This is a genomic window from Photorhabdus akhurstii (assembly GCF_019090985.1).
GTDB lineage: Bacteria > Pseudomonadota > Gammaproteobacteria > Enterobacterales > Enterobacteriaceae > Photorhabdus > Photorhabdus akhurstii.
This window is the reverse complement of the sequence record NZ_CP020335.1, coordinates 4,671,635-4,695,766: the sequence shown is the minus strand read 5'-3', so window position 1 is coordinate 4,695,766 and position 24,132 is coordinate 4,671,635. Positions and strand designations below refer to the sequence as shown.

Here is a 24,132-nt window from a genome sequence, read left to right as displayed (position 1 = left end):
AATTCTTCTTGGCTCACCAATGGGTTTTAATTTTGCTCTATCTTCATAATTTAGGATTTGTATCTGGGTACCTCCACCTGAATAAATTTTCCCTCCAGAAGTCTGTGGACCAACCGGCCCTGCCAGTATCCCTGTGGGGTGGTGGTGGCCGTTACCCGGCTTGCGTTGTCATAGTGAATCGTGACATCGGTTTTATCGGTGTCATGCTAGTGGGTCAGGTTCCCCTGCGGACTGTATTCGTGCCACAGGTGGTGAAACTGAAAGGCGTCACATTCCGCCAGATACCCCGGGTTATCCCTCCCGGACATTAGGGTGCATGACTCAGGCGAAGCTGAAACCCAGTCATGATGGTGAGCGGCGGCTTTAGCTGGGTTGGGGGTATGTGGCAGGTTAGACCGTCGGCACTTTGCGCACTCAGGCGGTCAGCAATTTGTCCGGCGTTAAATCGCCGACATTGGTTTTTTTAGAATGGCATCACGCTCTCTTATCATTGGCAAGTCACGTCAGAACTATCGATAAAGCGATAACGGCACCGGCAGTTTATCGCTGATAGTCTTACTGATAACCTGTATGAACAGGCAACATCGGGGATATGCTATTGCTGTTTAAGCGTCTGGTTAAGATAACTCATCAGTCGTTTTATGTGTTTAATATCCAGTCAAAAACATATAACAAAAAACTTATGTTGTCCCGTCTGTTTGGGGGATGAACATTTGATTAACTGAATAAATGTGGCATAAGTCGCAAATCCTTTAACCCACTGCGTTCACTAAAAATCTGATTTAAGTGAAGCTCGGGTTAATTAATATTCATCATATTCTTCAATGGTCACTTGCAGCGATAATATTTTCCCGTTGCGCAGTAAAGTGACAGGAACCACGCTGCCGGGGCGTATTTCAGCCACTTGATCCATTGTTTCAACCGCAGAAATAGCGGGTTTATTATTGACGCTGGTAACGATATCGCCCACTTTAATACCGGCTTTTTGCGCTGGTCCGTTTGCAGTCACCTGAAATACTCGTAACCCTTGAATCTGGTTAATATTGCCGTTAGAAGAACGAATATGTGGCAGTTCCTGGGATGTTATGCCGATAAAACCCCGGATAACCCGTCCGTCATGGATAAGTTTCTGCATAATCTTGGTGGCGAGCTCAGTCGGAATAGCAAACCCCAACCCTTCTGGCGTTTCACCATTTTCACTTTTATCGAATGATAATGTATTGATACCCACTAGTTCGCCAAGGGTGTTAATCAGTGCGCCGCCGGAGTTGCCTTGATTAATGGAAGCATCGGTCTGGAGAAAGTTTTGACGGCGGGTAGGGCTTAATCCAACGCGACCGGTAGCGCTAATAATCCCTTGGGTAATGGTTTGCCCTAGATTGTAAGGATTACCAATGGCGAGAACGACATCTCCCACATGGGCTACTCTATTTGGATTAATCGTTATGACAGGCAGGTTTTCGGCATCAATTTTCAGGACGGCAAGATCTGTTAAGCTGTCAGAGCCTATGACCAGGGCTTCATAAAAATGGCCGTCTTGCAGTGCGACAATAATTTGTCCTGCGTTATTAATGACGTGTTTATTGGTAAGGATATAGCCCTTATCACTCATGATGACGCCGGAACCAAGGGTATGGTTTTCCCGGCCTTGATGAGAAAAACTCCCCATGTTGCTGCTGTAGACGTTGACTACGGCGGGCGCAGCCCTGCGGACACCTTTATTAAAGCTGAATGGAGCTTCGTCATTACTGTTGCTGGTAATTGCAGATATCAACCCGTTAGGGCGCAGTGATGGAATGGTAATCAGTAAAATTACAGCTACAAGTAATCCTAAAAAAGCAGAGCGCAGCAACTTGACAATCATGAGTATTATTCAGTGTGAGTTAATGAGTCATGGCAGGATAACATAGAAATTAACAGACACCGCATTATGCTGGATCTACTTTTAGCGCTTCGATTATCACTGTTGAGTTTTTATTAATAATAAAACGAAAAAATCTGTACTGACAGTTATCATGGGCATTAAACTCTTTTTTATCGTATTTTGCTACAATCGGCGGGGTTTTAACGCTGTTTTCACTGTCTTTAATTTTTCGTTTTAGCGTTTTTTATTGACTTCGTAACGTTGAGATTTATCCAGATTAAATAATGTGGGGTGCCGTTTTTCATATCGTTTGAATGCAAGGCGTGACAGAAATTTTCACTCATTCAGGTAAGATGAGGTACGCTTTATCTGCATATGATAAAACAGTCGTTAAAAAGCCGTTTATGGTCTGCCAGTGTCGTTTTAAAATCTGGAAAAAATAGTCAGTGTGTTATGAAAAAACAGGTAAAAATTTTAATCATTAACGGTGAAAATAAGTGATTAAGGTTTTTTTTAAACGGGTAAAAAATTCACTGCTATATTAACATTGGAAGAGAAAACATCAGGAAAAATCGGTCTTGAATTGATTAACAAAGTGATAGCGTTAATCCAATGATAAGAATGAAAATATTTAACAGGATTTACGAGTTAAGCTAATGTGCTTAAATAAGCGGTTTTATATGGGCTGTAAGGAGTTTACGAAAAATCAGAGACAATCATTAAAGGAAATCGATAAGTTTTCAGATTGATTAGATTAGCAGTATTAAAAATGATTAAACAATCAGGCATTGAGCTTAAATATTATTAGTATATCTGTTATCTGCTCTGGTTTTAAAGTTAAAAAATTAAATACAGGAAAAAGAGAAAACTTAAACATCAGTTTAATTAAAATGGGGAAGTTAAATGCGTATCAGGAAACGAAAAAATATTAGGTTGATAAAAACTGCTCAATGAACCCCCTCTTTTGCTTTAAAAAATAGGAAAGCCCCGGGAATGAGAGTTGTTTTAACGACTCCATCTCTTTTAACGTGGTTAACTTTCTCTTTTTACGTGTATTTCCCGCTTTTAGCGATCATAAGCGCTTTTTTATCGGTAATTAATTCATCTGAGGATTAAAAAAGCAGGTATCCCATTAATGCCAGATTTTTAAAAGGGACGGCATAAATAAAAAAGGTTTATTCCTTGCTATGATGATTTAAAAGTGAGTATACAGAGAGATTAAAGATTTATATACCCGTAATTATTGAAACTGCTTGATTTTCGCCCAAATGAAGCTCATGGTATCAGTCATGAAAATATTCATTACCGATGAACAAAAGGCCGAACTTGAACACCTCCATCACACCTGCCGTGATAAGAGAGAGTGTGATCGCATCAAAGCGGTCCTGCTGGCCTCTGAGGGCTGGAGTTCAGTCATGATCGCTCAGGCCCTGCGTCTTCATGAAACGACCGTTAATCGTCATATCAGCGATTACCTTAATCACCGCAAAATCAAGCCTGAAAATGGCGGCTCTCAGAGCTATCTCAGCGAAACACAGACTCAGGAACTTATCGCTTATCTGACCGCCAATCTTCTGCCCACCACACAGGCGGTTACCCGTCTTGTCGAAGAGAGGTGGGATATCAGTTACACCGTTCCCGGCATGAATAAATGGCTGCACCACAATGGCTTCAGCTATAAAAAACCGACCGGCGTACCACACAAATTCAATGCGGAACAGCAACGGGCCTTTATGGAAGCCTACGGGAAACTGAAGCAGGAAGCCGGAGACCATGAGCCTATCCTGTTCATTGATGGCGTCCATCCCACACAGGGGACAAAACTCGCTTATGGTTGGATGCGCAAAGGCCAGAAAACTACGGTGAAAACAACGGGCAGCCATACCCGTCTGAACCTGATGGGGGCCCTGAATCTGGCCGATATCAGTCAAACGGTGGTGCGCGAATATGACCGTATCGACAGTTATCACATCGCCGAGTTTTTCATTGCCCTGCGTGAAACCTATCCGGTCAGTCAGAAGATTCATATTATCCTTGACGGAGCCGGTTACCACCGGAGTAGGCTGGTAAAAGACTGGGCTTATGTAATGAATATCGACCTTCATTATTTACCGCCATACAGCCCGAATCTGAACCCGATAGAAAGGCTGTGGAAGGTGATGAATGAACAGGTCAGAAATAACCATTATTTCGCCTCGACGGCCTTGTTCAGGCAGGCAATACATCGCTTTTTTACGGAAATATTACCGGAACTTGCCGGGAACCTGTCGTGCCGTATTAATGACAACTTCCAAGTTTTGAATCCTGCATCTTCAAGTTAAGCGGGTATATAAGGATTTAACCCAATAGATACCTTCTTTATAAGGACAGTTAATTGCTTTTAATAAAAATCCATTAATCATTAACAGAGAGTTGAAAAGAAATCAGCAGGTAAAATAATGTTATTCGGCATGTTGATATTAAAATATTTTCTCACCGTTATTTTACTGAGCAAGTTATAAACATAACGCAATAAAAAGAAGTATAAAACGGTTAATGTGGTAGGATTTAACTTCTAAAAAGAGAGTTGATTATCAGAGAAAATATAAAGGGGTGTCTTTAATATTATCAGGCTGTTTACTGGCCTAATTTATGTGAAAAATAAAGGGTGATAGTCTATATAAACATCTCTGGATTGAGAGTAAACAGCCTCAGCAAAGATAAAAAGCGGGTATAATTAACGTTGGTTAAATGTAAAATACAATATGCCATGATGATTAAACTTAATAAAAATCAGGTATTAAAAGTGGTAAAAACAACGGTTAAAACCTGATGCCAATTAAAATCAGAGGTTAAAACAATGGTTTATATTTTTTCATAACTTAACGCGTCCTTTTTCCACAATATCCAGCCGTTCGGTTAAAAAGTCAGAGTTAGCTTTTTCTTGTGGTAAAAAGGAATTCCAACTGGGTTTAACTGGCCGCAGAATAATGATATCGCCTTCACGAATAATCTCCAATTCGTTCACTCCCTCGAAATCGAGGTCGTGAGGTAAACATACAGCTCGGTTATTGCCGTTTTTAAATACGACTACGGTTCTCATATTGAGTCCTCCAGAAAAACTATTTACAAACTCACCCGTCGCGAGGGATATCAACGACTTTAAGACACAGCGTTACGCTGTGTCTTAAATGGAATTAGATCGATTTTTACTAAAAGTATTAATTTCTCAGTAACAAATAGATACTCTCTTCGCCGCGAAGAATGTTCAGCGCTATAACTGGCGGTTTAGAATCAATGACTTTGCGCAGTTCGTTAATATTCTGTATCCGTTCATTATTGATCCCAACAATCAGGTCATTTTTCTGTAAGCCAGATAACGCCGCCGGTGAGTTTTGAGCGACACTATCGATTTTCACACCGTAAGTCCCTTTCACTTCGCCATTACTCAGAGTCGCACCTTGCAGGGCAAGGGTCAGATTTCCGGCTTTGGTTGTTTGACCTTCACTGTTTTCCAGCGTAACAGAAACCTCCATTGGTTTACCTTTACGCAATAAGCCAATTTTAATTTCTTTACCTGGTATCGTTGTGCCGATTTTGGCTTTCAGCTCAGCAAAGCTACTAATCTTCTTACCATCAACGGAAACAAGAATGTCGCCGGATTTAATACCTGCTTTCGCGGCTGCGGATTTTGGTAATACTTCACTGACAAATGCCCCGCGCTGGGCATCGATATTGAATGCCTTGGCGATATCGGAATTCATTTCCATGCCTTTAATACCAAGAATACCGCGTTTGACTTCGCCATGAGCGATAAGCTGCTCGCTCAAGGTTTTTGCCATATTACTTGGGATTGCAAAGCCGATACCGATGTTACCGCCACCTGGGGCCAGAATAGCGGTATTGATACCGATTAATTCACCATTCAAATTAACCAGTGCGCCACCGGAGTTGCCACGGTTAATAGATGCATCTGTTTGGATGAAGTTTTCTAACCCTTCAAGGTTCAGACCACTACGCCCTAACGCAGAGATAATGCCGGAAGTTGCAGTTTGACCAAGGCCGAATGGATTACCAACCGCAACAGCAAAATCACCAACTCGGAGCTTATCGGAATCGGCCATAGTAATGGCAGTTAAATTCTTAGCATCTTTCAGTTGCAGCAGGGCGATATCCGTCTGAGGATCGCGACCTAACAATCTGGCTTCATATTCACGTCCATCATTTAGTTGGACACGGATTTTATCTGCATTCTCGATAACGTGATTGTTGGTTAATATATAACCTTTGGCGGCATCAATAATGACGCCTGAGCCAAGCCCTTGGAATGGGCGGGTACTTTCACGGCCCATTGGTAGATTTGGGCCAAAGAAGAATCTGAATTCTTCGGGTATACTCTGTTCCTGTTGTACCTGCGTACCAGAAACATGCACGCTGACAACGGCTGGCAGGACTTTTTCAAGCATCGGTGCAAGGCTTGGTAACGTCTGACCGGCAATAGCAGCAGGTAAAGCAGCGCTACTGATAGTCGGGATCGAAATTGTAGACAGTCCGATACTGATTGCTAACGCACTAAGGAGTAAGTGTTTTCTTTTCATCTAATTTTGTTCTCTTGTATACCTAAGCCAGAAGGCCAATGAAGTTAATTCCGGCAAGCAGCCATGATTATTCTATGACTGTTAATTATTAAATAAAGTTCATCGGGCAAACAGATTTAGCATGATTCTTTACAGGTATTTACATGATTGAGAAACAAAAAGACAAAACTTGCAGCTAGATAATAGATTTTACATTTGAATTAATGCTGTGGCACGAACATGCCACAGCAAAAATTTTTACTGGTTTTTTTCGTTCATCGGACGAAACAGGCCGGAAGCGCCGTCGGAATAATCCTTTGGTGGCATCTTAACCGGAGCTTGATCATTATCCGCTTCTGATTCAGTCAATCGATAATTAAATGGATTGTCTTGTACTGGCATATTCGGCATCAGTTCATGAGAGCTTTTCGCCATATGCTGATATAACTGACGATAATCGCGAGCCATATTGTCGAGTAATTCTGCACTGCGGGCAAAATGACCAACTAATTCTTTACGGTACTCTTCCAGTTCTGATTTATTATTCTCCAGTTCGGTTTGTAAGGCTTTCTGCTGGCGCAGCTTAGCGTTACCAAAACGCATAACTAGCGCTCCGATAACAAAACCAACTACCAATCCAATCAGTGCATACTCCCAAGTCATAGCTACTCCTTCATCAACATCGTTGTTCCGCAGAATGTTTCACTTAATTATCGTCACTATAACCGTTAATCTAGTTAGAGTGGAATATTGATCATGATTTACATTTGTTTGTAGACCTTATTCTGAACCTTATTGTAGACAATTGATCCGGTAATAAGGTCAATCTGAATCATAAAAACGATAAAAAATGGGCGATTATTTTAAGGATTGTTATTGTCATGCCATCATTGATTACCCCTTCATCATACTATCAAAAAGCCCTTTCCGAGGGTAAATACCAACCAGATGAGGTTCAGCGTCAAGTCGTTGCTCAATTGGATACCATTCATCATGCTCTGATTAATGCTTCTCCCGGCCGTCCCGTGAAACGCCAAAGCTTGAAAGGTCGTCTGAGTAAACTGTTAGGCAAGCCGACTTCAATGATCTGTAGACCTGTTCAAGGGCTTTATATGTGGGGAGGCGTTGGTAGAGGGAAAACTTGGTTAATGGATATGTTTTACCAAAGTTTACCCAGTGAAAGAAGATTACGTTTGCATTTCCATCGTTTTATGCTGCGAGTGCATGAAGAGTTAAAGGCATTGCAAGGGCATGAAAATCCGCTGGATATTGTGGCGGATGGTTTTAAAGCGGAAACCGATGTGCTTTGCTTTGATGAGTTTTTCGTTTCCGATATTACCGATGCCATGATTCTCGGTACATTGTTGGAGGCGCTGTTTGTCAGGGGAATTACCTTGATTGCAACGTCCAATATTCCTCCAGATGAACTCTATCGCAATGGCTTACAGCGAACTCGTTTTTTGCCTGCTATTGAGCAGATCAAAAAATATTGTGACGTTATGAATGTGGATTCGGGTATTGACTATCGGTTGCGCACATTGACGCAAGCTCATCTCTATTTCGCACCGCTGAATGAAGATAATGAACGAGCGATGGATCGAATGTTTATTCTTTTGGCCGGTAACAGCAGTGAACAAGCTTCGGTGTTGGAAATTAACCATCGGCAGATGCCCGCGATTCGTAACGCTGATGGTGTATTGGCAATTGGATTTAAAGTTTTGTGTGAAGATGCGCGTAGTCAGATGGATTATATTGTTTTAGCAAAACTTTATCACACTGTTTTGTTATATCAGGTTCCAGCGATAATGCCGGGTAATGAAAATGCCGCTCGCCGTTTTCTGGCGCTGGTTGATGAATTTTACGAACGCCGGGTAAAACTTATCATTAATGCGGCGGTGCCGATGGAGCAAATTTACCAAGGGGTGTTGTTGACTTTCGAATACCAGCGTTGCTTATCTCGTTTGCAAGAGATGCAAAGCGAAGAGTATCTGAAATTACCTCATTTACCTTAATTTTATGTTTACCCGTATATTTCAGATTCAAAACTGATTTTAAATATTCAAATTGGGGTCGATTTTTATTTTTGACTTCTCTATAATCTTGCGACCCCACGTTACAGCAATGTTTTTTTTCCCAAAAACTTGCAATAGTGCCGGCATAGGCTATTCGAAGGGGTAGGTTTGCTGGACAAGAGTCGTGTGAACCTCAGCAAGTTTCTGAACCTTGAGTGTTCACCAACGTGTAACTTATTATTGGGTAAGCTTTAATGAAAACTTTTACAGCTAAACCAGAAACCGTAAAACGCGACTGGTATGTTGTTGACGCAGATGGCAAAACTTTGGGCCGTCTTGCAACTGAAGTGGCTCGTCGCCTGCGCGGCAAGCATAAAGCGGAATACACTCCGCATGTTGATACCGGTGATTACATCATCATCGTTAATGCAGAAAAAGTTGCAGTCACCGGCAACAAGCGTTCTGATAAAATCTACTATCACCACACCGGTCATATCGGTGGTATCAAGCAAGCGACCTTTGAAGAGATGATTGCTCGCCGTCCTGAGCGTGTAATTGAAATCGCGGTTAAAGGCATGCTGCCAAAAGGGCCACTGGGCCGTGCAATGTACCGTAAACTGAAAGTTTACGCCGGTAGCGAGCACAACCATGCGGCACAGCAACCGCAAGTTCTGGACATTTAATCGGGATTATAGGCAATGGCTGAAAATCAATACTACGGCACTGGTCGCCGCAAAAGCTCTTCCGCACGTGTCTTTATTAAGCCAGGTAGCGGTAACATCGTTATCAACAAACGCAGCCTTGAAGTTTACTTCGGCCGTGAAACAGCGCGCATGGTTGTTCGTCAGCCGCTGGAGTTGGTTGATATGTTGGGTAAACTGGATCTGTACATCACCGTTAAAGGTGGTGGTATTTCTGGTCAAGCAGGTGCAATCCGTCACGGTATCACCCGCGCACTGATGGCGTATGACGAAACTCTGCGTTCTGATCTTCGTAAAGCTGGCTTCGTTACCCGCGACGCTCGTGAAGTTGAACGTAAGAAAGTTGGTCTGCGTAAAGCACGTCGTCGTCCACAGTTCTCCAAGCGTTAATTTTTTGTCTTTATGGCAATTATTTAATGTGCAAACCCGTCTTTGTGGCGGGTTTTTTACTTAATTATCCATACACTTCCCCCAAAATGTACAAAATCTGGTAAACTAGTGCCAATTTTTGCCTCATCCATTTGTCTGCCTATTATCTGAACGATGGTAATTGTGTTGGATAGTAATTGTGTTGGATAGTAATTGCGCTGGATAATAATTGTGTTGAGTAGCGCATTCCGTATTCACCGTTGCGGCGCAGAAACATAAAGGGTGAGAATGAATGAGTAAGAATAGTCGTGGTCGTGTGGGGCTATTCATTCCTTTTTTAGATAAACTTGGAGGTTTTCATGGCTGTCGCTGCCAACAAACGTTCGGTAATGACTCTGTTTTCAGGCCCGGCCGACATTTTTAGCCATCAAGTGCGAATTGTATTGGCGGAAAAAGGTGTCAGCGTTGAAGTTGAACAGGTTGAGGCAGGTAACCTGCCACAGGACCTCATCGATCTGAACCCTTATCAGACAGTTCCGACTTTGGTTGATCGTGAGCTGGCGCTATATGATTCCCGCATCATTATGGAATATCTGGATGAACGTTTTCCTCATCCGCCATTAATGCCAGTGTATCCAGTTGCCCGTGGTTCCAGCCGTTTGATGATGCACCGCATCGAAAAAGACTGGTACTCCCTGATGCATACGATTGAAGAAGGCAATTCTCAAGAAGCCAATACTGCCCGTAAAAGATTAGCAGAAGAGTTGCTAGCAGTGGCGCCAATATTTAAAGAGATGCCATTCTTTATGAGCGAAGAATTCAGTTTGGTTGATTGTTATCTTGCTCCTTTACTATGGCGTTTACCGGTATTGGGTATAGAGTTACCGAGTTCTGGCACTAAAGATTTACAAATTTACATGCAGCGTGTCTTTGAGCGTGATGCATTCTTGGCTTCGTTAACCGAAGCTGAACGTGAAATGCGCTTGCAATCCAGGAGCTGATTTATGGAGCTGTCTCAAATGTCTCCCCGTCGTCCTTATTTGTTGCGTGCTCACTACGAGTGGTTGCTCGATAATAATATGACTCCGCATCTGGTTATAGACGTGACTTTACGTGGAGTTAATGTACCAATGGAATATGCCCGCGATGGGCAAATTGTGTTGAATATAGCGCCGAGAGCTGTTGGTAATCTTGAGTTAACCAATGATGAAGTACGTTTCAATGCCCGTTTTGGTGGTGTTCCCCGTCGGGTTAATGTACCGATGGCGGCAGTTATAGCGATTTATGGCCGTGAAAATGGGGCGGGAATGATGTTTGAGCCTGAAGCAGCTTATAAAGATGAATATCTTTTTAAATCTGCTTCAGATCAGGATAAAGCGGGTACCTCTGCATCTGCGACAGATAATCTGGTATTAGTTACGGATACACTGAGTGATGCCGAAGATAATAGTGGAACTTCACCTGATGATGAGCCACCAAAGCCAACGAGAGGGCGCCCTGCTTTACGGGTAGTTAAATAAGCTTAGAAGAGGGGGCGATTCGCCTCCTTATTTTTTTAAATTTATTAATTAGAATTCTGTATTGTAGGCTTTTTCTAACTCCCAGAAACAATCATTAGCTCTATCTTTAGCTTTGCTATCAGTGATGGCACCTAAACTCTTTTTGACCTTATCTATAAACTCTATTTTATTCTCTCTGGTTCCCAGTTCTGGTGGGATTGTGCAGATATCAGCCAGTGATAGATTGTTTTCTTTATCTGCGTTAGCAAGGACCTCAACAGGATTATTAATTAATGCCAGGGATAATGCGTAGCGTATCTCTTTGGCAAAATCCTGGTGCATGCTTTGCGTTAATTTGAAAGCCAGTTTTATCCATTTACGGTCACCAGTCGTAATTTTGTGAGTGATTTCTTGCCTGGCTCCCATTTCTCCTAATTCTGCCACTACAGAGTTGGTACCTCTGTTTATGATTTCTTTAGTAATATTTTCAGGTGTTAAGGGATGTGATAAAGCAAGAGCCGTTTGACTGATAAACAGAGTTGGAGACAACAAAATCAGGATTTTTATTAGCTTCATTAATGTTTCCAGTGTTTGTAGTTAAGTAAATATCGTAGAGTTTAGCCCTATTGGTTAGAATATTTTATTTAAATTCCACATTGATAAGAAATAATATTCTAAAATATTATCTATGACAGTAATAAGTTTGAAATGTTCATTAAATCTACTTACTTTTTTGTGTAAGGGTAATTCAATTAATATAATTTATTGAATTGGTAATAGAAAGAGACGGGAGCTGAAAAGCTCCCTTGGTTGATTAAATGTTTAGATAATCAAGAATGCCTTGCGCGGCTTTACGCCCCTCGGCAATTGCGGTTACAACGAGATCAGAGCCACGGACAGCATCTCCACCAGCAAATATCTGCGGATTGCTGGTTTGAAAGGGAATGTCTGAACTCTCTGGTGCGACAATGCGTCCCTGTTTATCCAAGGTTACTTGATGATCATTTAGCCAGTTCATGGTATGTGGTTTAAAGCCGAATGCCATGATCACTGCATCGGCCTTAAGCAGGTGTTCTGAACCTGCGATAATTTCAGCTTGGCGGCGTCCATTCTCATCAGGTTGACCTAATTGAGTCCGTACCATTTTTATGCCACAAACTTGACCTGAATGGTTGATTTCAATACTGACGGGTTGCAGATTAAACAGAAACTCTACGCCTTCTTCCTTGGCATTTTTGACTTCACGCTGGGAGCCTGGCATGTTGATTTCGTCACGACGATAAGCACAAGTAACTGAAGCCGCTTTTTGGCGAATCGAGGTTCTGACACAATCCATTGCAGTATCACCGCCGCCAAGCACCACGACTCGCTTACCTTGCATATTAATAAAAGGTTGCGATTGCAGGGCGGGATAACCCATCAAATGCCGGGTATTGGCAGTCAGAAATGGCAGAGCCTCATAAACACCATCAGCATCTTCATTTGCCAGCCCTCCACGCATTGACTGATAGGTTCCTACACCAAGGAATACTGCATCAAACTGCTCAGTCAGTTCAGATAAGGCGATGTCTTTGCCTATTTCAGTATTGAGCCGGAATTTAATTCCCATCTCAGAGAAAATTTCACGGCGGCGTATCATGACCTCTTTTTCCAGTTTAAACGCCGGTATGCCAAAGGTGAGTAATCCACCGATTTCCGGGTGACGATCAAAAACAACGGCTTGCACGCCATTACGGGTTAATACATCAGCACAAGCTAGCCCCGCAGGGCCTGCGCCAATAATCGCAACCTGTTTGCCCGTTGGCTGAACTTGTGACATATCGGGCTTCCAGCCCATAGCAATCGCTTTGTCATTGATGTAGCGTTCAATATTACCAATCGTCACGGCGCCGAACTCATCATTCAGAGTACAAGCGCCTTCACAAAGGCGATCTTGTGGGCAAACACGACCACAAACTTCCGGCAGGCTGTTTGTTTGGTGGGATAGATCAGCCGCTTCCATAATACGTCCTTCATTGGCAAGTTTAAGCCAATTGGGAATGTAGTTATGAACGGGGCATTTCCATTCGCAATAAGGGTTACCGCAAGAAAGGCAGCGATCGGCCTGTGTCTGTGCCTGAATTGCTGAAAATGGCTCGTAGATCTCCACAAATTCTATTTTGCGGATTTTCAGCGGCTTTTTAGGCGGATCGACGCGTTGTAAGTCGATAAACTGATATACATTCTGGCTCATCTTGGCTCCTTATTGCGCTTGAATTCGCAATTCTGCGGAAGAACGACTGCGATGTCCCAGTAGGGCTTTCACATCACTGGATTTGGGTTTCACAAGCGCGAATTTACTCAGCCACTGTTGCCAGTTAGCAAGAATATCTTCACCGCGCTGAGAGCCGGTCAGGAGGACGTGCTCAGTGATAAGTCCTCTCAAGTGTTCTTCGTGGATAGCTAAGGTAGCTACTGCCAGTACTTCGACTAACTCTGGGTTAACCCGTTTGCGGAAATCATCATTTTCATCCAAGACATAAGCAAAGCCGCCAGTCATTCCGGCACCAAAATTTATTCCAGTGCGTCCGAGAATACAGACGATACCTCCTGTCATATATTCACAGCCATTATCTCCTATACCTTCTACAACCGTAATCGCTCCTGAATTACGAACAGCGAAGCGTTCTCCTGCCCGCCCGGCAGCAAACAGTTTGCCTCCGGTTGCTCCGTAGAGACATGTGTTGCCAATGATGGTTGCCTGATGGCTTTTGAAGGCAGAACCCACCGGCGGGTGTATGACAATGCGGCCGCCAGCCATACCTTTACCGACATAATCGTTGGCATCACCGATAAGTGTTAGCTCCAGACCGCCGGCGTTCCAGACACCAAAACTTTGACCGGCAGTACCGTTGAAATGAATTTTTATTGGCGCCGCGGCGATCCCCTGATTACCATGTCGAGCAGCGATAAAACCGGAAAGGGAAGCGCCCACTGAACGATCAGTATTACGGATATCGAAATAGAAAGTTTTACTTTGCTGGTTCTCAATATAGCTGGAAGCTTGAGCCAGTAAATTTTTATTCAGAGTCCCATTATCGAATGGTGGATTGTTTTCGGTGCAATATAATGTTTTGCCTTGATGGGGTTCTGCGGTTGCCAGGAGCGGATCAAGATTGAGTTTGCTCTGTTTTGCTGAAATACCTTCTAATACTTCAAGCAGGTCAGTTCGGCCGATTAAATCAGTTAGCTTTTTGACACCCAATGCAGCCATAATCTCTCTGGTTTCACGGGCGATAAAGCGGAAATAATTCATTACCCGCTCAGGCAATCCGTGGTAGTGGTCGCGACGTAATTTCTCATCCTGAGTGGCAACCCCGGTTGCACAGTTATTGAGATGGCAAATACGCAGATATTTGCACCCAAGGGCAACCATCGGTCCGGTGCCGAAACCGAAACTTTCAGCGCCAAGAATGGCCGCTTTGATAATATCTACGCCGGTTTTCAACCCGCCGTCAACTTGTAAGCGGATCTTATGGCGTAACCCGTTAGCAACTAGCGCTTGTTGGGTTTCCACCAGCCCCAATTCCCAAGGGCATCCGGCATACTTCACCGATGACAATGGACTGGCGCCGGTACCGCCGTCATAACCTGCAATAGTAATTAAATCGGCATAAGCTTTGGCAACGCCAGTGGCAACAGTACCAACGCCGGGTTCTGAAACCAGTTTTACTGAGATCAGCGCATTGGGGTTGATCTGTTTTAGATCGAAAATCAACTGAGCTAAATCTTCAATAGAGTAAATATCGTGATGTGGTGGTGGAGAAATAAGTGTTACGCCGGGCACGGAATAACGCAGTTTTGCAATATACGGTGTTACCTTATCACCTGGTAATTGCCCACCTTCTCCGGGCTTAGCGCCTTGCGCGACTTTAATCTGAATCACATCGGCGTTGACCAGATAAGCTGGTGTTACACCGAATCGACCGGAAGCAACTTGTTTGATACGGGAAACCTTTTTTGTTCCATAACGTGCGGGGTCTTCTCCACCTTCGCCGGAGTTGGAAAAACCGCCTAGCGTATTCATGGCTTCGGCCAGAGCTTCGTGTGCTTCGGGGCTTAATGCTCCAATCGACATCGCTGCGGTATCAAAGCGTTTAAACAGCTCTTCGGCAGGTTCTACTTCTTCAATAGGTAGAGGTTCAGCTTTTGTTTTTATCGCCAGTAAATCACGGATGGTGGTAATTGGGCGTTGATTAACCAGACGGGAATATTTTAGGTAATCGTGATATTCGCCACTATGAACCGCAGCCTGTAAAGTGCTTACAACATCCGGGTTATAAGCGTGGTATTCGCCGTTATGAACATATTTCAGCAATCCCCCCTGATCGAGTGGTTGACGGGCAAGCCATGCGCGTTTGGATAAGTTTCTCAGATCCTGCTCGAAATCGCTGAAATTAGCACCGCCAATTCGGCTGACGACGCCGTTGAAGCAAAATTCAGTTAATTCGGAATGTAAGCCGACAGCTTCAAATAGTTTAGAACAGCGATAGGAGGCGATAGTCGAGATGCCCATTTTCGACATGATTTTATATAACCCTTTATTGATACCATTGCGGTAGTTAAGCATGACATCAGCATAGGGTTTATTAATTGTGCCATTATCGACCATTTTGGCCAGTGATTCATAAGCCAGATAGGGATAAATCGCTGTGGCGCCAAATCCCAGTAGTACAGTGAAATGGTGTGGATCACGGGCACTCGCTGTTTCTACTATCAGGTTGGTATCACAGCGCAGGTTTTTTTCTACCAAGCGGTGTTGAATCGCGCCAACAGCCATAGGCGTTGGTATGGGTAACTTCTCCGGCGTAATGTTGCGGTCAGATAATACCAACAATACGGCGCCATCTCTGGCGAGTTGTTCTGCCTGGTCACACAATGCGAACAGGGCATTTTGCAGATTGGTTTCTTGTGGATTGAAAGTTAAGTCTAATCGTTCTGCGCGATAGTGTGGACTTTGCTGCGTGATTAATTGATGAAAATCAGAGTAGAGCAGAATAGGGGATTTAAAGCTTAATCGGTGTGCCTGTCCCTCTGCTTCGCAAAATACGTTCATCTCCCGCCCAATGCAGGTGGTGAGAGACATAACATGTGCTTCCCGTAGTGGGTCGATTGGCGGATTAGTGACTTGAGCGAATTGCTGGCGGAAATAGTCATAAATAATCCGTGGACGGCTGGAAAGGACGGCAAACGGTGTATCATCCCCCATTGAGCCGGTTGCTTCCTGACCATTCTCTCCCAGGACACGGATGATTTGATCTAGCTCTTCGTTGCTGTAGGCAAATTGTTTGTGATAGACCGCTAAGGATTGATCGTTCAGATCCCGGTGACCAGCTTGATCTTCCAGTAATTCTTCAAATGGGGTCAGGCGTTTGACGTTTTTATCCATCCATTCTTTATAGGGATGGCGGCTTTTTAAGTCATTGTCTGTTTCTTCTGCATGAAGGATGCGGCCTTGGCGGGTATCAATCACGATAAGTTCACCGGGACCAACGCGTCCTTTTTCCACCACTTCGTCCGGTTGATAATCCCAGATGCCGATTTCGGAAGCACAGGTGATTAGCTTATCTTTGGTGATAACATAGCGGGCCGGGCGCAAGCCATTGCGATCCAGATTACAGGCAGCATAGCGCCCATCTGACATAACGATACCCGCCGGGCCATCCCACGGCTCCATGTGCATGGAGTTGAAATCAAAAAAAGCTCGCAGATCTTCATCCATATCAGGATTGTTTTGCCATGCGGGAGGAACCAGCAATCGCATAGCACGGATTAAATCCATTCCGCCGTTGAGAAACAGTTCCAGCATGTTATCTAGCGAGCTGGAATCTGACCCTGTTTCGTTGACAAAAGGGGCAGCCGTTTGCAGATCGGGAATCAGCGGCGTCTTGAATTTATAGGCCCTTGCTCGTGCCCACTGGCGATTACCGGTGATGGTGTTTATTTCACCGTTATGGGCAAGGTAGCGAAAAGGTTGTGCTAATGGCCAGCGGGGGACGGTATTGGTTGAGAAGCGCTGGTGGAATAGGCAAATTGCCGATTCCAAACGTAAATCAGCCAGATCGGGATAGAAGCGGGGTAAATCTGCCGCCATGCACAGCCCTTTATAGATAGTCACCAGATTAGACAAACTGCAAATATAAAAATCGTTGTCGTTAATGCGTTTTTCTATTCGGCGGCGAGCAACGAACAAACGGCGTTCTAAATCACGTGCACGCCAGCCTGCTGGAGCATTAACAAAAATCTGTTCGATACGGGGGAGGCTTGAGAGGGCTATTTCGCCCAGAATATCACTGTTGATGGGGACTTCACGCCAGCCAACGACTGACAGAGTTTCATTTTGTAGCTCCTGTTCGACGATTTCCCGGCAGTTTTGTGCAATCTGAGGATTTTGGCTGAGAAATAGCATTCCGACGGCGTAATTGCGGGCTAAATGCCACTCTTGCTCCTGTGCGACCATCCGAAAAAAACGGTCAGGTTTTTGCAGTAATAAACCACAACCATCACCGGTTTTGCCGTCTGCCAGGATTGCCCCACGATGTTGCATTCTTGCCAAGGCATGGATAGCGGTACGTACTACTTTGTGGCTTGGCTCCCCTTCAATATGGGCTATCAATCCAAAGCCACAGTTATCCTTTTCTTGAGATTTGTTATACAGCATATATGAACCTCCCGAGGTTCTGTCCGACTCTCACAGAAACTCACAGACATTTGTGAGATTAATATTTTTACTGGCGTCTGAATTGCGCCCTCAATCAACCACCACTTGTTTATTTGTGATAAACAGGTGGTGACTTAAATGATATTGTTTCACTGCATAATTATGGTTCAGATGAGAATCTGACAGATGATTTCCAGTGACTTTCCAAGTTAACTAGAAATATAAATCAGGTCAAATATAGCCGGGATAAGATAAGGATAGGTGATGATTAAAGCTAACGTTATAATTTTTAAGTAAAAAATTTAATATTGGAGTTATGTGATATAGATCATGTTAGGATTTTAATGTGATTTATATCACTAATATTAGTGTAATATCTGTTTTATATATGCTGTTAAACTTTTATTTATTAGGTTTAAAATCTAAACAATGTGAACTTTAAAGAATTAATATGTATTTTTGTTTCTTTATAAGAATAAAGTTTTATCTTTTTGGGGGTGTTAAAGGAGTAAAAAAGAATTTTATGCTTATTTTATCAATGTATTTGATTATTTATTCATATTTGGATTGTGCGAAAAGACCGGCAGGAGTAAAACGCCAGAATAATATTTGGTGAGTCATAACTAAAACTATTAAATAATACTATTGTTTTACCAGGTCAACAATTTCTGTTATTCCTTCAACGAAGTGGCCGGTCTTTTACGGTATGATCTGGAATGGTCATATTTAACGGGAGTTTTTATGAAATGAAGCTGCTCAGGGGCCTGGCCCAATATTATGTTGATTTAATGATGAAATTGGGGTTAGTGCGCTTTTCATTACTGCTTGCATCCGCATTGGTTGTTCTTGCAATGGGTGTACAGATGGTAGTCACTTTTTTGCTTCAAGGAGGAGTGCAAAGTATTGATTTAGTTCGCTCAATTTTTTTTGGTTTGTTGATTACGCCTTGGGCTGTCTATTTTCTTTCGGTTGTTGTTGAACAGCTTGAAGAGTCGCGCCAACGATTATCCAAATTAGTTGAAAAGTTGGAAGTGATGCGCCAGCGTGATCGGGAACTTAATCAGCAATTAAAAGACAACATTATTAAGCTTAATCAGGAGATCTCTGTAAGGGAAAAAGCTGAACAGGCGCATCTGATACTGTTGGATAAACTCAAGGAAGAGATGAAACACCGTGAGCAGACGCAGATTGAATTGGAACAGCAATCGGTATTGTTGAAATCTTTTCTCGATGCCTCTCCTGATTTGGTTTATTACCGTAATGAAAATAATGAGTTTTCTGGTTGTAATCGGGCGATGGAGCTGCTGACGGGGAAAAGCCAGAAACAACTTGTCGGGCTGACGCCAAACGATGTTTATGACAAAGAAGTTGCTCGCAAGGTGATGAAAACCGATGAAAAAGTGTTCCGTCATAATGTTGCGCTCACTTATGAACAGTGGCTGGTTTATCCCGATGGCCGGAAAGCCTGTTTTGAGCTTCGGAAAGTCCCTTTTTATGATCGGGTGGGAAAAAGACACGGGCTTATGGGATTTGGGCGCGATATAACGGAACGTAAGCGCTATCAGGACGCTTTGGAGAATGCAAGTAGGGATAAGACTACTTTTATCTCAACGATTAGCCATGAGCTTCGTACTCCTTTAAATGGCATTGTTGGTTTGAGCCGTATTCTGCTGGATACTGAGTTGACGTCTGAACAAAATAACTATCTGAAAACGATTCATGTCAGCGCGATCACGCTTGGTAATATTTTCAATGACATTATTGAAATGGATAAAATTGAACGGCGTAAAGTACAGATTGATAATCAGCCAATTGATTTTACCGGTTTTATATCCGATCTAGAAAACCTCTCTGGGCTGCTGGTACAGCCGAAAGATATTAAATTTGTAATGAGTCCAGAACTGCCATTGCCTGCCAGAATCATGACGGATGGTACTCGCTTGCGCCAAATTCTGTGGAATTTGATTGGCAATGCGGTGAAATTTACGCAAAAAGGGGAGATTAATGTTCGGATTTGGTACGAAGAAGGGGAACGCCTGCTGTTTGAAGTCACAGATACGGGGATTGGTATCCCATATGATGAGCAAGAGAAGATTTTTGCGATGTATTATCAAGTGAAAGGCAGTCATGGTGGTTGTCCTGCAACGGGAACGGGTATTGGATTGGCGGTATCCAAGCGTTTAGCTCAAAGTATGGGAGGGGATATTGTGGTGGAAAGTGAGCCGGGACAGGGTTCTCGATTTACACTATCTATCATTGCGCCAGCTATGGAGGAGTGTCTTCTATCCAAAGAAGATACAGAAGATTGCCCACTTCCGGCTTTGCATATCTTATTGGTAGAAGATATTGAGCTGAATGTGATTGTTGCTCGCTCTGTACTGGAGAAATTGGGTAACAGCGTAGAAGTCGCTATGAATGGTAAAGACGCGCTAGAAATGTTTGAGCCAGAAGAGTTCGATCTGGTATTGCTGGATATTCAGTTACCCGATATGACTGGATTAGATATTGCCCGCGAATTACGTCGGCGATATGCCAAAAAAGATCTACCCCCACTGATTGCACTGACGGCAAATGTCTTAAAAGACAAAAAAGAGTATCTGGATGCGGGTATGAATGGTGTGTTGAGTAAGCCTCTCTCTGTGAATGCGTTAACCGCCATTATTGAACAATATTGGGGGGAACAGTCTGTGCATCATATGCAGCCGGAAGAAGAGGAGTCAGGATTGGTGAAAAAAAATGAAGATTTGCTTGATACAGAAATGCTTAACCAATACATCGAACTCGTTGGACCTCAGTTGATTAGCGATAGTCTGAGTGTGTTTGAAAAGATGATGCCGGGTTACTTGTCTGTTCTTGACTCGAACATGACAGCTAAAGACCAGAAAGGCATTACGGAGGAAGCGCATAAGATAAAAGGTGCCGCGGGATCGGTTGGATTACGTCATTTACAGCAACTGGCTCAGCAGATTCAATCACCTGATTTACCAGCATGGTGGGATAATGTTCAGGAATGGGTTGATGAGTTAAAGCAAGAATGGAGAAACGATACGGAAATTTTAAGAGAATGGTTGGCGGAAGCTGAAAAAAAATAACCCCAACCGAGGTTGGGATGCGCGAATACTGCGCCAACACCAGGGAAAACTTTTTACACGCCTATTTAATAGATCTTTGGTTGCGGCGAGTAAATGGGGAATTCTCCGTACATCATACAAGTACCAACATAGCAAAGATAAGATTTTTTGTTACAAGATTCATTAAAATCTGTGATGAAGATTGGTGTTTAACCCCCTAAAGGGTTAAGCAATAATCTACTACAAATGGAGTGAGGTATGAAATCAGTTGCGGTTGTCTTAAGTGGATGTGGTGTCTTCGATGGTAGCGAAATTCATGAGTCAGTATTAACTATGCTTTCTTTAGACCGTTTAGGTGTTAAAACGAGCTTTTTTGCACCTGATGCACCACAACTTCATGTTATTAATCATATTAACGGCGAAGAAATAGGGGAAGAACGTAACATTCTACAGGAGTCTGCCCGTATTTCGAGGGGAAAAATTAAGCCTTTATCACAAGCAAATGCAGATGAATTTGATGCCCTGATAATTCCTGGGGGATTTGGTGTTGCGAAGAATTTATGTGACTTTGCTGTTAAGACAGTTGATTGCGAAATAAATAAAGATTTATTAAGTTTTGTAAGGGCTATGCATAAGCAACATAAACCAATGGGATTTATGTGCATTGCGCCTGTTATGTTGCCAAAATTACTTAATAAACCGGTGAAACTAACGGTCGGCAATGATCCTGAAACGGTTGCTCAAGTAGAGGCTATGGGAGGTGTCCATATAGTTTGTGAGGTAAATGATGTTGTTGTTGATTTAGAAAATAAAATTGTGACAACACCAGCCTACATGCTTGCTGAATCTATTTCTCAGGCAGAAGTGGGAATTGATAAACTTGTCAGAAAAGTATTGGAAATGACTGAGTAACTGGATGCGAAATCCTTTTCAATTTTTATGGTACTGGCTTAAAAAAATCGTAATCTCAGTTACTATCTTATGGATAGTTTCTGTTGTTGCATTTTCATTTTTGCCAGTGCCGTTTTCTATGGTTATGGTTGAGCGCCAGATTAGCGCTTGGTTATCAGTTAATTTTTCTTATGTATCTCATTCTGACTGGGTAGGGCAAGGACAAATATCGCCAAATATCGCATTGGCTGTTATTGCTGCGGAAGATCAAAAATTCCCACAGCATTGGGGATTTGACTTTGATGCTATCGAAAGTGTACTTGCGCGTAACCAAAATAATTCTGGAAGACTCAGAGGGGCTTCAACGATTTCTCAGCAAACGGTCAAAAATTTATTTTTGTGGGATGGGCGTAGCTGGTTAAGAAAAGGGGTGGAAGCCGGGATGACTTTTGTCATTGAACTAGGATGGTCAAAAAGTAGAATTCTGACTGTTTACCTTAACATAGCAGAATTTGGTGATGGAATTTTTGGTGTTGAAGAGGCATCCAGACACTATTTTCATAAATCGGCCAGTAAATTGACGGCATCAGAAGCGGCTTTACTGGCGGCTGTATTGCCTAATCCACACCGCTATAAAGTTAACGCACCTTCGGCTTATGTTTTACAGCGTCAACAATGGATTTTGCGGCAAATGCGGTTGTTGGGCGGGGTGAGTTACCTTGAGAAAAATGGGTTAATGCAGAATGATTGAGGGAAGAATAGAGAAGTTATTCGGTTTGACGTTGGATGATAAAAAGAGGTAAAACGCCGGCGCCAAAAAATGACGCGGCCTAATACCTAGATGTTTGACCGATTTATCGTGTCATCATCTTCAATCAATATGGTTAATTCAGATAAGTGAATGCAGTTGTTACCCGCTTAACACCGTTAGTTTCGCTGGCAATTTTTGCTGCGGCGTTACCTTCTTGTTTGGTCAGAATGCCTAATAAAAAGACTTCGCCGTTTTCCGTAACGACTTTTATGTTAGAAGACTTAACTGAGTCACTAGCCAAGATTTTTGAGCGTACTTTAGTTGTAATCCAGGTATCTTTGGAGGCTGTACTTAATGCAACGGGTTTCCCCTGACGAATTTCATTGTAAACAGTATGTGCCCCATCAACCCGCGATGCTATCTGTTTAGCTCGGTCTGAAAGGTTTGAATCTGGGCTTTGACCTGTCAGTAAAACTTTTCCTTGATAGGCGGTGGTAATAATACGGGTTTGCTCTTTGAGCTGCTTATCTTTGTTAAGCGCATTACTGACACGGGCTTCGAGGGTACTATCATCAACCTGTTGACCAACTGTTCGGGGATCGGTTGCTGTTTTAGTCGCTACGGCGGCAGAGCCTACCACGACTGCACCAATACACCCCTGTAACATCACAGCAGTGCAAATCGTAGCTAATAGGGAGAAAAATCGCATTATTGGCTCCTTAGTCATCCTGATGGGGAAAGAGTGTATTATCGATTAAGTCACATAAGCAGTTAACTGTTAGCATATGAACTTCTTGAATTCTGGCACTGCGATGAGATGGAATACGAATCTCTACATCTTGTGGCCCGAGTAAGCCGGCAAGCTCGCCGCCATCGTAGCCTGTAAGGGCGACAATCGTCATATCGCGGGTTACCGCGGCTTCAACGGCTTTAACAATATCACGGCTATTACCATGCGTGGAAATCGCCAATAACACATCGCCTGGCTGACCTAATGCCCGTACTTGTTTAGCATAAATTTCATCATGCTGTTTATTGCTTGAAATTGCGGTGATGACCACATTGTCTGCGTTAAGCGACAATGCAGGCAGGCTTGGACGTTCAGTCTCAAACCGGTTGATCATATTGGCAGCAAATCGTTGGGCGGTCGCGGCTGAGCCGCCATTGCCACAGCAAAGAATTTTGTTACCATTCAGTAATGACTGAACCATCATCATTGCCGCTCGCGAAATAGCATCAGGTAATGCTTCTGCGGCTGCAATCTGAGTTTGAATACTTTCTGTAAAACAGACTTTAATTCTATCCAGCACCTTTATAACCTACTCAGTATCATTTTAACGAGAGAACTCATTTTGATTGAAGGCATTTTGCAACCATTCAAATTGTTGACCAGTAATAGCACAAATATCAAAGCGACAAGAAGAGGTTTCAAAACATTCACCCCGTTGCAACAGCCATATTGCGGCTGAGTGTAATAATTTTTTACGCTTGCTATGGGTGACGGTCGCCAGTGCATCTCCATGTTGCCCTGATTTGCGGAAACGGACCTCAATAAAAACCCAAGTTTGCTTGTCTTTCATAATCAGGTCAATTTCACCACCACGAACTTTCACATTTGCGGCGATAAAAGATAGCCCTTGTTTTTGTAAAAACAACTTTGCTTGCGCTTCATAGTTGCGTCCTAGCAAATAACTTGTCGGCTTTTTTATTTTCATCCA

General features: G+C 43.1%; 20 protein-coding genes. 10 read left to right on the top strand and 10 right to left on the bottom strand.

The features are described 5' to 3' along the window. Positions 1 to 104: 104 nt before the first annotated feature. A complete protein-coding gene (locus tag B0X70_RS20340; protein ID WP_217470245.1) occupies positions 105 to 311 on the top strand; it encodes a hypothetical protein in 207 nt (68 codons plus the stop codon). A gap of 491 nt (positions 312 to 802) precedes the next feature. Here B0X70_RS20340 and degS read toward each other — a convergent pair whose 3' ends face one another. Continuing rightward, positions 803 to 1,864, bottom strand: a complete 1,062-nt coding sequence (degS, locus tag B0X70_RS20335) for an outer membrane-stress sensor serine endopeptidase DegS (RefSeq protein WP_046396971.1) — start codon at positions 1,862 to 1,864, stop codon at positions 803 to 805. Positions 1,865 to 3,153: 1,289 nt separating this feature from the next. Between degS and B0X70_RS20330 the strand changes: the two genes are divergently transcribed. After that, the gene (locus tag B0X70_RS20330; RefSeq protein WP_217469783.1) at positions 3,154 to 4,185 is read left to right on the top strand and encodes an IS630 family transposase; all 1,032 of its coding nucleotides are present in this window, start codon (positions 3,154 to 3,156) and stop codon (positions 4,183 to 4,185) included. A 533-nt stretch (positions 4,186 to 4,718) separates the two neighbouring features. Here the strand turns inward: B0X70_RS20330 and vapB are convergent. The 3 genes from vapB to zapG form a co-directional block, all read right to left on the bottom strand. Then, a complete protein-coding gene (vapB, locus tag B0X70_RS20325) occupies positions 4,719 to 4,946 on the bottom strand; it encodes a type II toxin-antitoxin system VapB family antitoxin (RefSeq protein ID WP_217470244.1) in 228 nt (75 codons plus the stop codon). 118 nt (positions 4,947 to 5,064) lie between these two features. Further along, positions 5,065 to 6,441: a serine endoprotease DegQ gene (gene degQ / locus B0X70_RS20320; protein ID WP_036780300.1), complete on the bottom strand. Its 1,377-nt coding sequence runs from the start codon at positions 6,439 to 6,441 to the stop codon at positions 5,065 to 5,067. A 237-nt stretch (positions 6,442 to 6,678) separates the two neighbouring features. Then, positions 6,679 to 7,083, bottom strand: a complete 405-nt coding sequence (gene zapG, locus B0X70_RS20315) for a Z-ring associated protein ZapG (RefSeq protein ID WP_036780302.1) — start codon at positions 7,081 to 7,083, stop codon at positions 6,679 to 6,681. 218 nt (positions 7,084 to 7,301) lie between these two features. On the opposite strand from zapG, the gene zapE reads away from it, so the two are divergent. From zapE to sspB, 5 genes are all read left to right on the top strand, one after another. Beyond that, entirely contained in the window at positions 7,302 to 8,432 is a 1,131-nt protein-coding gene (gene zapE, locus B0X70_RS20310) for a cell division protein ZapE (RefSeq protein WP_040148834.1), read from the top strand. A 254-nt stretch (positions 8,433 to 8,686) separates the two neighbouring features. Beyond that, positions 8,687 to 9,115, top strand: a complete 429-nt coding sequence (gene rplM, locus B0X70_RS20305; RefSeq protein WP_011148147.1) for a 50S ribosomal protein L13 — start codon at positions 8,687 to 8,689, stop codon at positions 9,113 to 9,115. 15 nt (positions 9,116 to 9,130) lie between these two features. After that, on the top strand, positions 9,131 to 9,523 hold the full coding sequence (gene rpsI / locus B0X70_RS20300) for a 30S ribosomal protein S9 (protein ID WP_011148146.1): 393 nt from the start codon (positions 9,131 to 9,133) through the stop codon (positions 9,521 to 9,523). A gap of 338 nt (positions 9,524 to 9,861) precedes the next feature. After that, positions 9,862 to 10,503 carry a stringent starvation protein SspA gene (gene sspA / locus B0X70_RS20295; protein ID WP_036780307.1) on the top strand — a complete coding sequence of 214 codons (642 nt, stop codon included), beginning with the start codon at positions 9,862 to 9,864 and terminating at the stop codon, positions 10,501 to 10,503. Positions 10,504 to 10,506: 3 nt separating this feature from the next. Further along, positions 10,507 to 11,022: a ClpXP protease specificity-enhancing factor gene (sspB, locus tag B0X70_RS20290; protein WP_036808601.1), complete on the top strand. Its 516-nt coding sequence runs from the start codon at positions 10,507 to 10,509 to the stop codon at positions 11,020 to 11,022. A 48-nt stretch (positions 11,023 to 11,070) separates the two neighbouring features. On the opposite strand, the gene B0X70_RS20285 is transcribed toward sspB, so the two are convergent. From B0X70_RS20285 to gltB, 3 genes are all read right to left on the bottom strand, one after another. Further along, on the bottom strand, positions 11,071 to 11,577 hold the full coding sequence (locus B0X70_RS20285; RefSeq protein WP_036780312.1) for a hypothetical protein: 507 nt from the start codon (positions 11,575 to 11,577) through the stop codon (positions 11,071 to 11,073). A 238-nt stretch (positions 11,578 to 11,815) separates the two neighbouring features. Next, on the bottom strand, positions 11,816 to 13,234 hold the full coding sequence (locus B0X70_RS20280; RefSeq protein WP_040148836.1) for a glutamate synthase small subunit: 1,419 nt from the start codon (positions 13,232 to 13,234) through the stop codon (positions 11,816 to 11,818). A gap of 9 nt (positions 13,235 to 13,243) precedes the next feature. Then, complete coding sequence (gltB, locus tag B0X70_RS20275; RefSeq protein WP_217470243.1) at positions 13,244 to 17,701, bottom strand: glutamate synthase large subunit; 4,458 nt, start codon at positions 17,699 to 17,701, stop codon at positions 13,244 to 13,246. A 746-nt stretch (positions 17,702 to 18,447) separates the two neighbouring features. Here gltB and arcB point away from each other — a divergent pair. From arcB to mtgA, 3 genes are all read left to right on the top strand, one after another. Then, entirely contained in the window at positions 18,448 to 20,793 is a 2,346-nt protein-coding gene (gene arcB, locus B0X70_RS20270) for an aerobic respiration two-component sensor histidine kinase ArcB (protein ID WP_036780364.1), read from the top strand. A 237-nt stretch (positions 20,794 to 21,030) separates the two neighbouring features. Next, positions 21,031 to 21,684: an isoprenoid biosynthesis glyoxalase ElbB gene (gene elbB, locus B0X70_RS20265; RefSeq protein WP_036808607.1), complete on the top strand. Its 654-nt coding sequence runs from the start codon at positions 21,031 to 21,033 to the stop codon at positions 21,682 to 21,684. A 4-nt stretch (positions 21,685 to 21,688) separates the two neighbouring features. Further along, complete coding sequence (gene mtgA / locus B0X70_RS20260) at positions 21,689 to 22,414, top strand: monofunctional biosynthetic peptidoglycan transglycosylase (protein WP_036808608.1); 726 nt, start codon at positions 21,689 to 21,691, stop codon at positions 22,412 to 22,414. Between the two features lie 133 nt (positions 22,415 to 22,547). On the opposite strand, the gene dolP is transcribed toward mtgA, so the two are convergent. The 3 genes from dolP to B0X70_RS20245 are packed head-to-tail and all read right to left on the bottom strand — an operon-like array spanning position 22,548 to position 24,129. Next, a complete protein-coding gene (gene dolP, locus B0X70_RS20255; RefSeq protein ID WP_036808610.1) occupies positions 22,548 to 23,123 on the bottom strand; it encodes a division/outer membrane stress-associated lipid-binding lipoprotein in 576 nt (191 codons plus the stop codon). 10 nt (positions 23,124 to 23,133) lie between these two features. Continuing rightward, positions 23,134 to 23,724 carry a DnaA initiator-associating protein DiaA gene (diaA, locus tag B0X70_RS20250; RefSeq protein WP_036780324.1) on the bottom strand — a complete coding sequence of 197 codons (591 nt, stop codon included), beginning with the start codon at positions 23,722 to 23,724 and terminating at the stop codon, positions 23,134 to 23,136. Between the two features lie 24 nt (positions 23,725 to 23,748). Beyond that, a complete protein-coding gene (locus tag B0X70_RS20245; RefSeq protein WP_036808613.1) occupies positions 23,749 to 24,129 on the bottom strand; it encodes a YraN family protein in 381 nt (126 codons plus the stop codon). Positions 24,130 to 24,132: the final 3 nt, after the last annotated feature.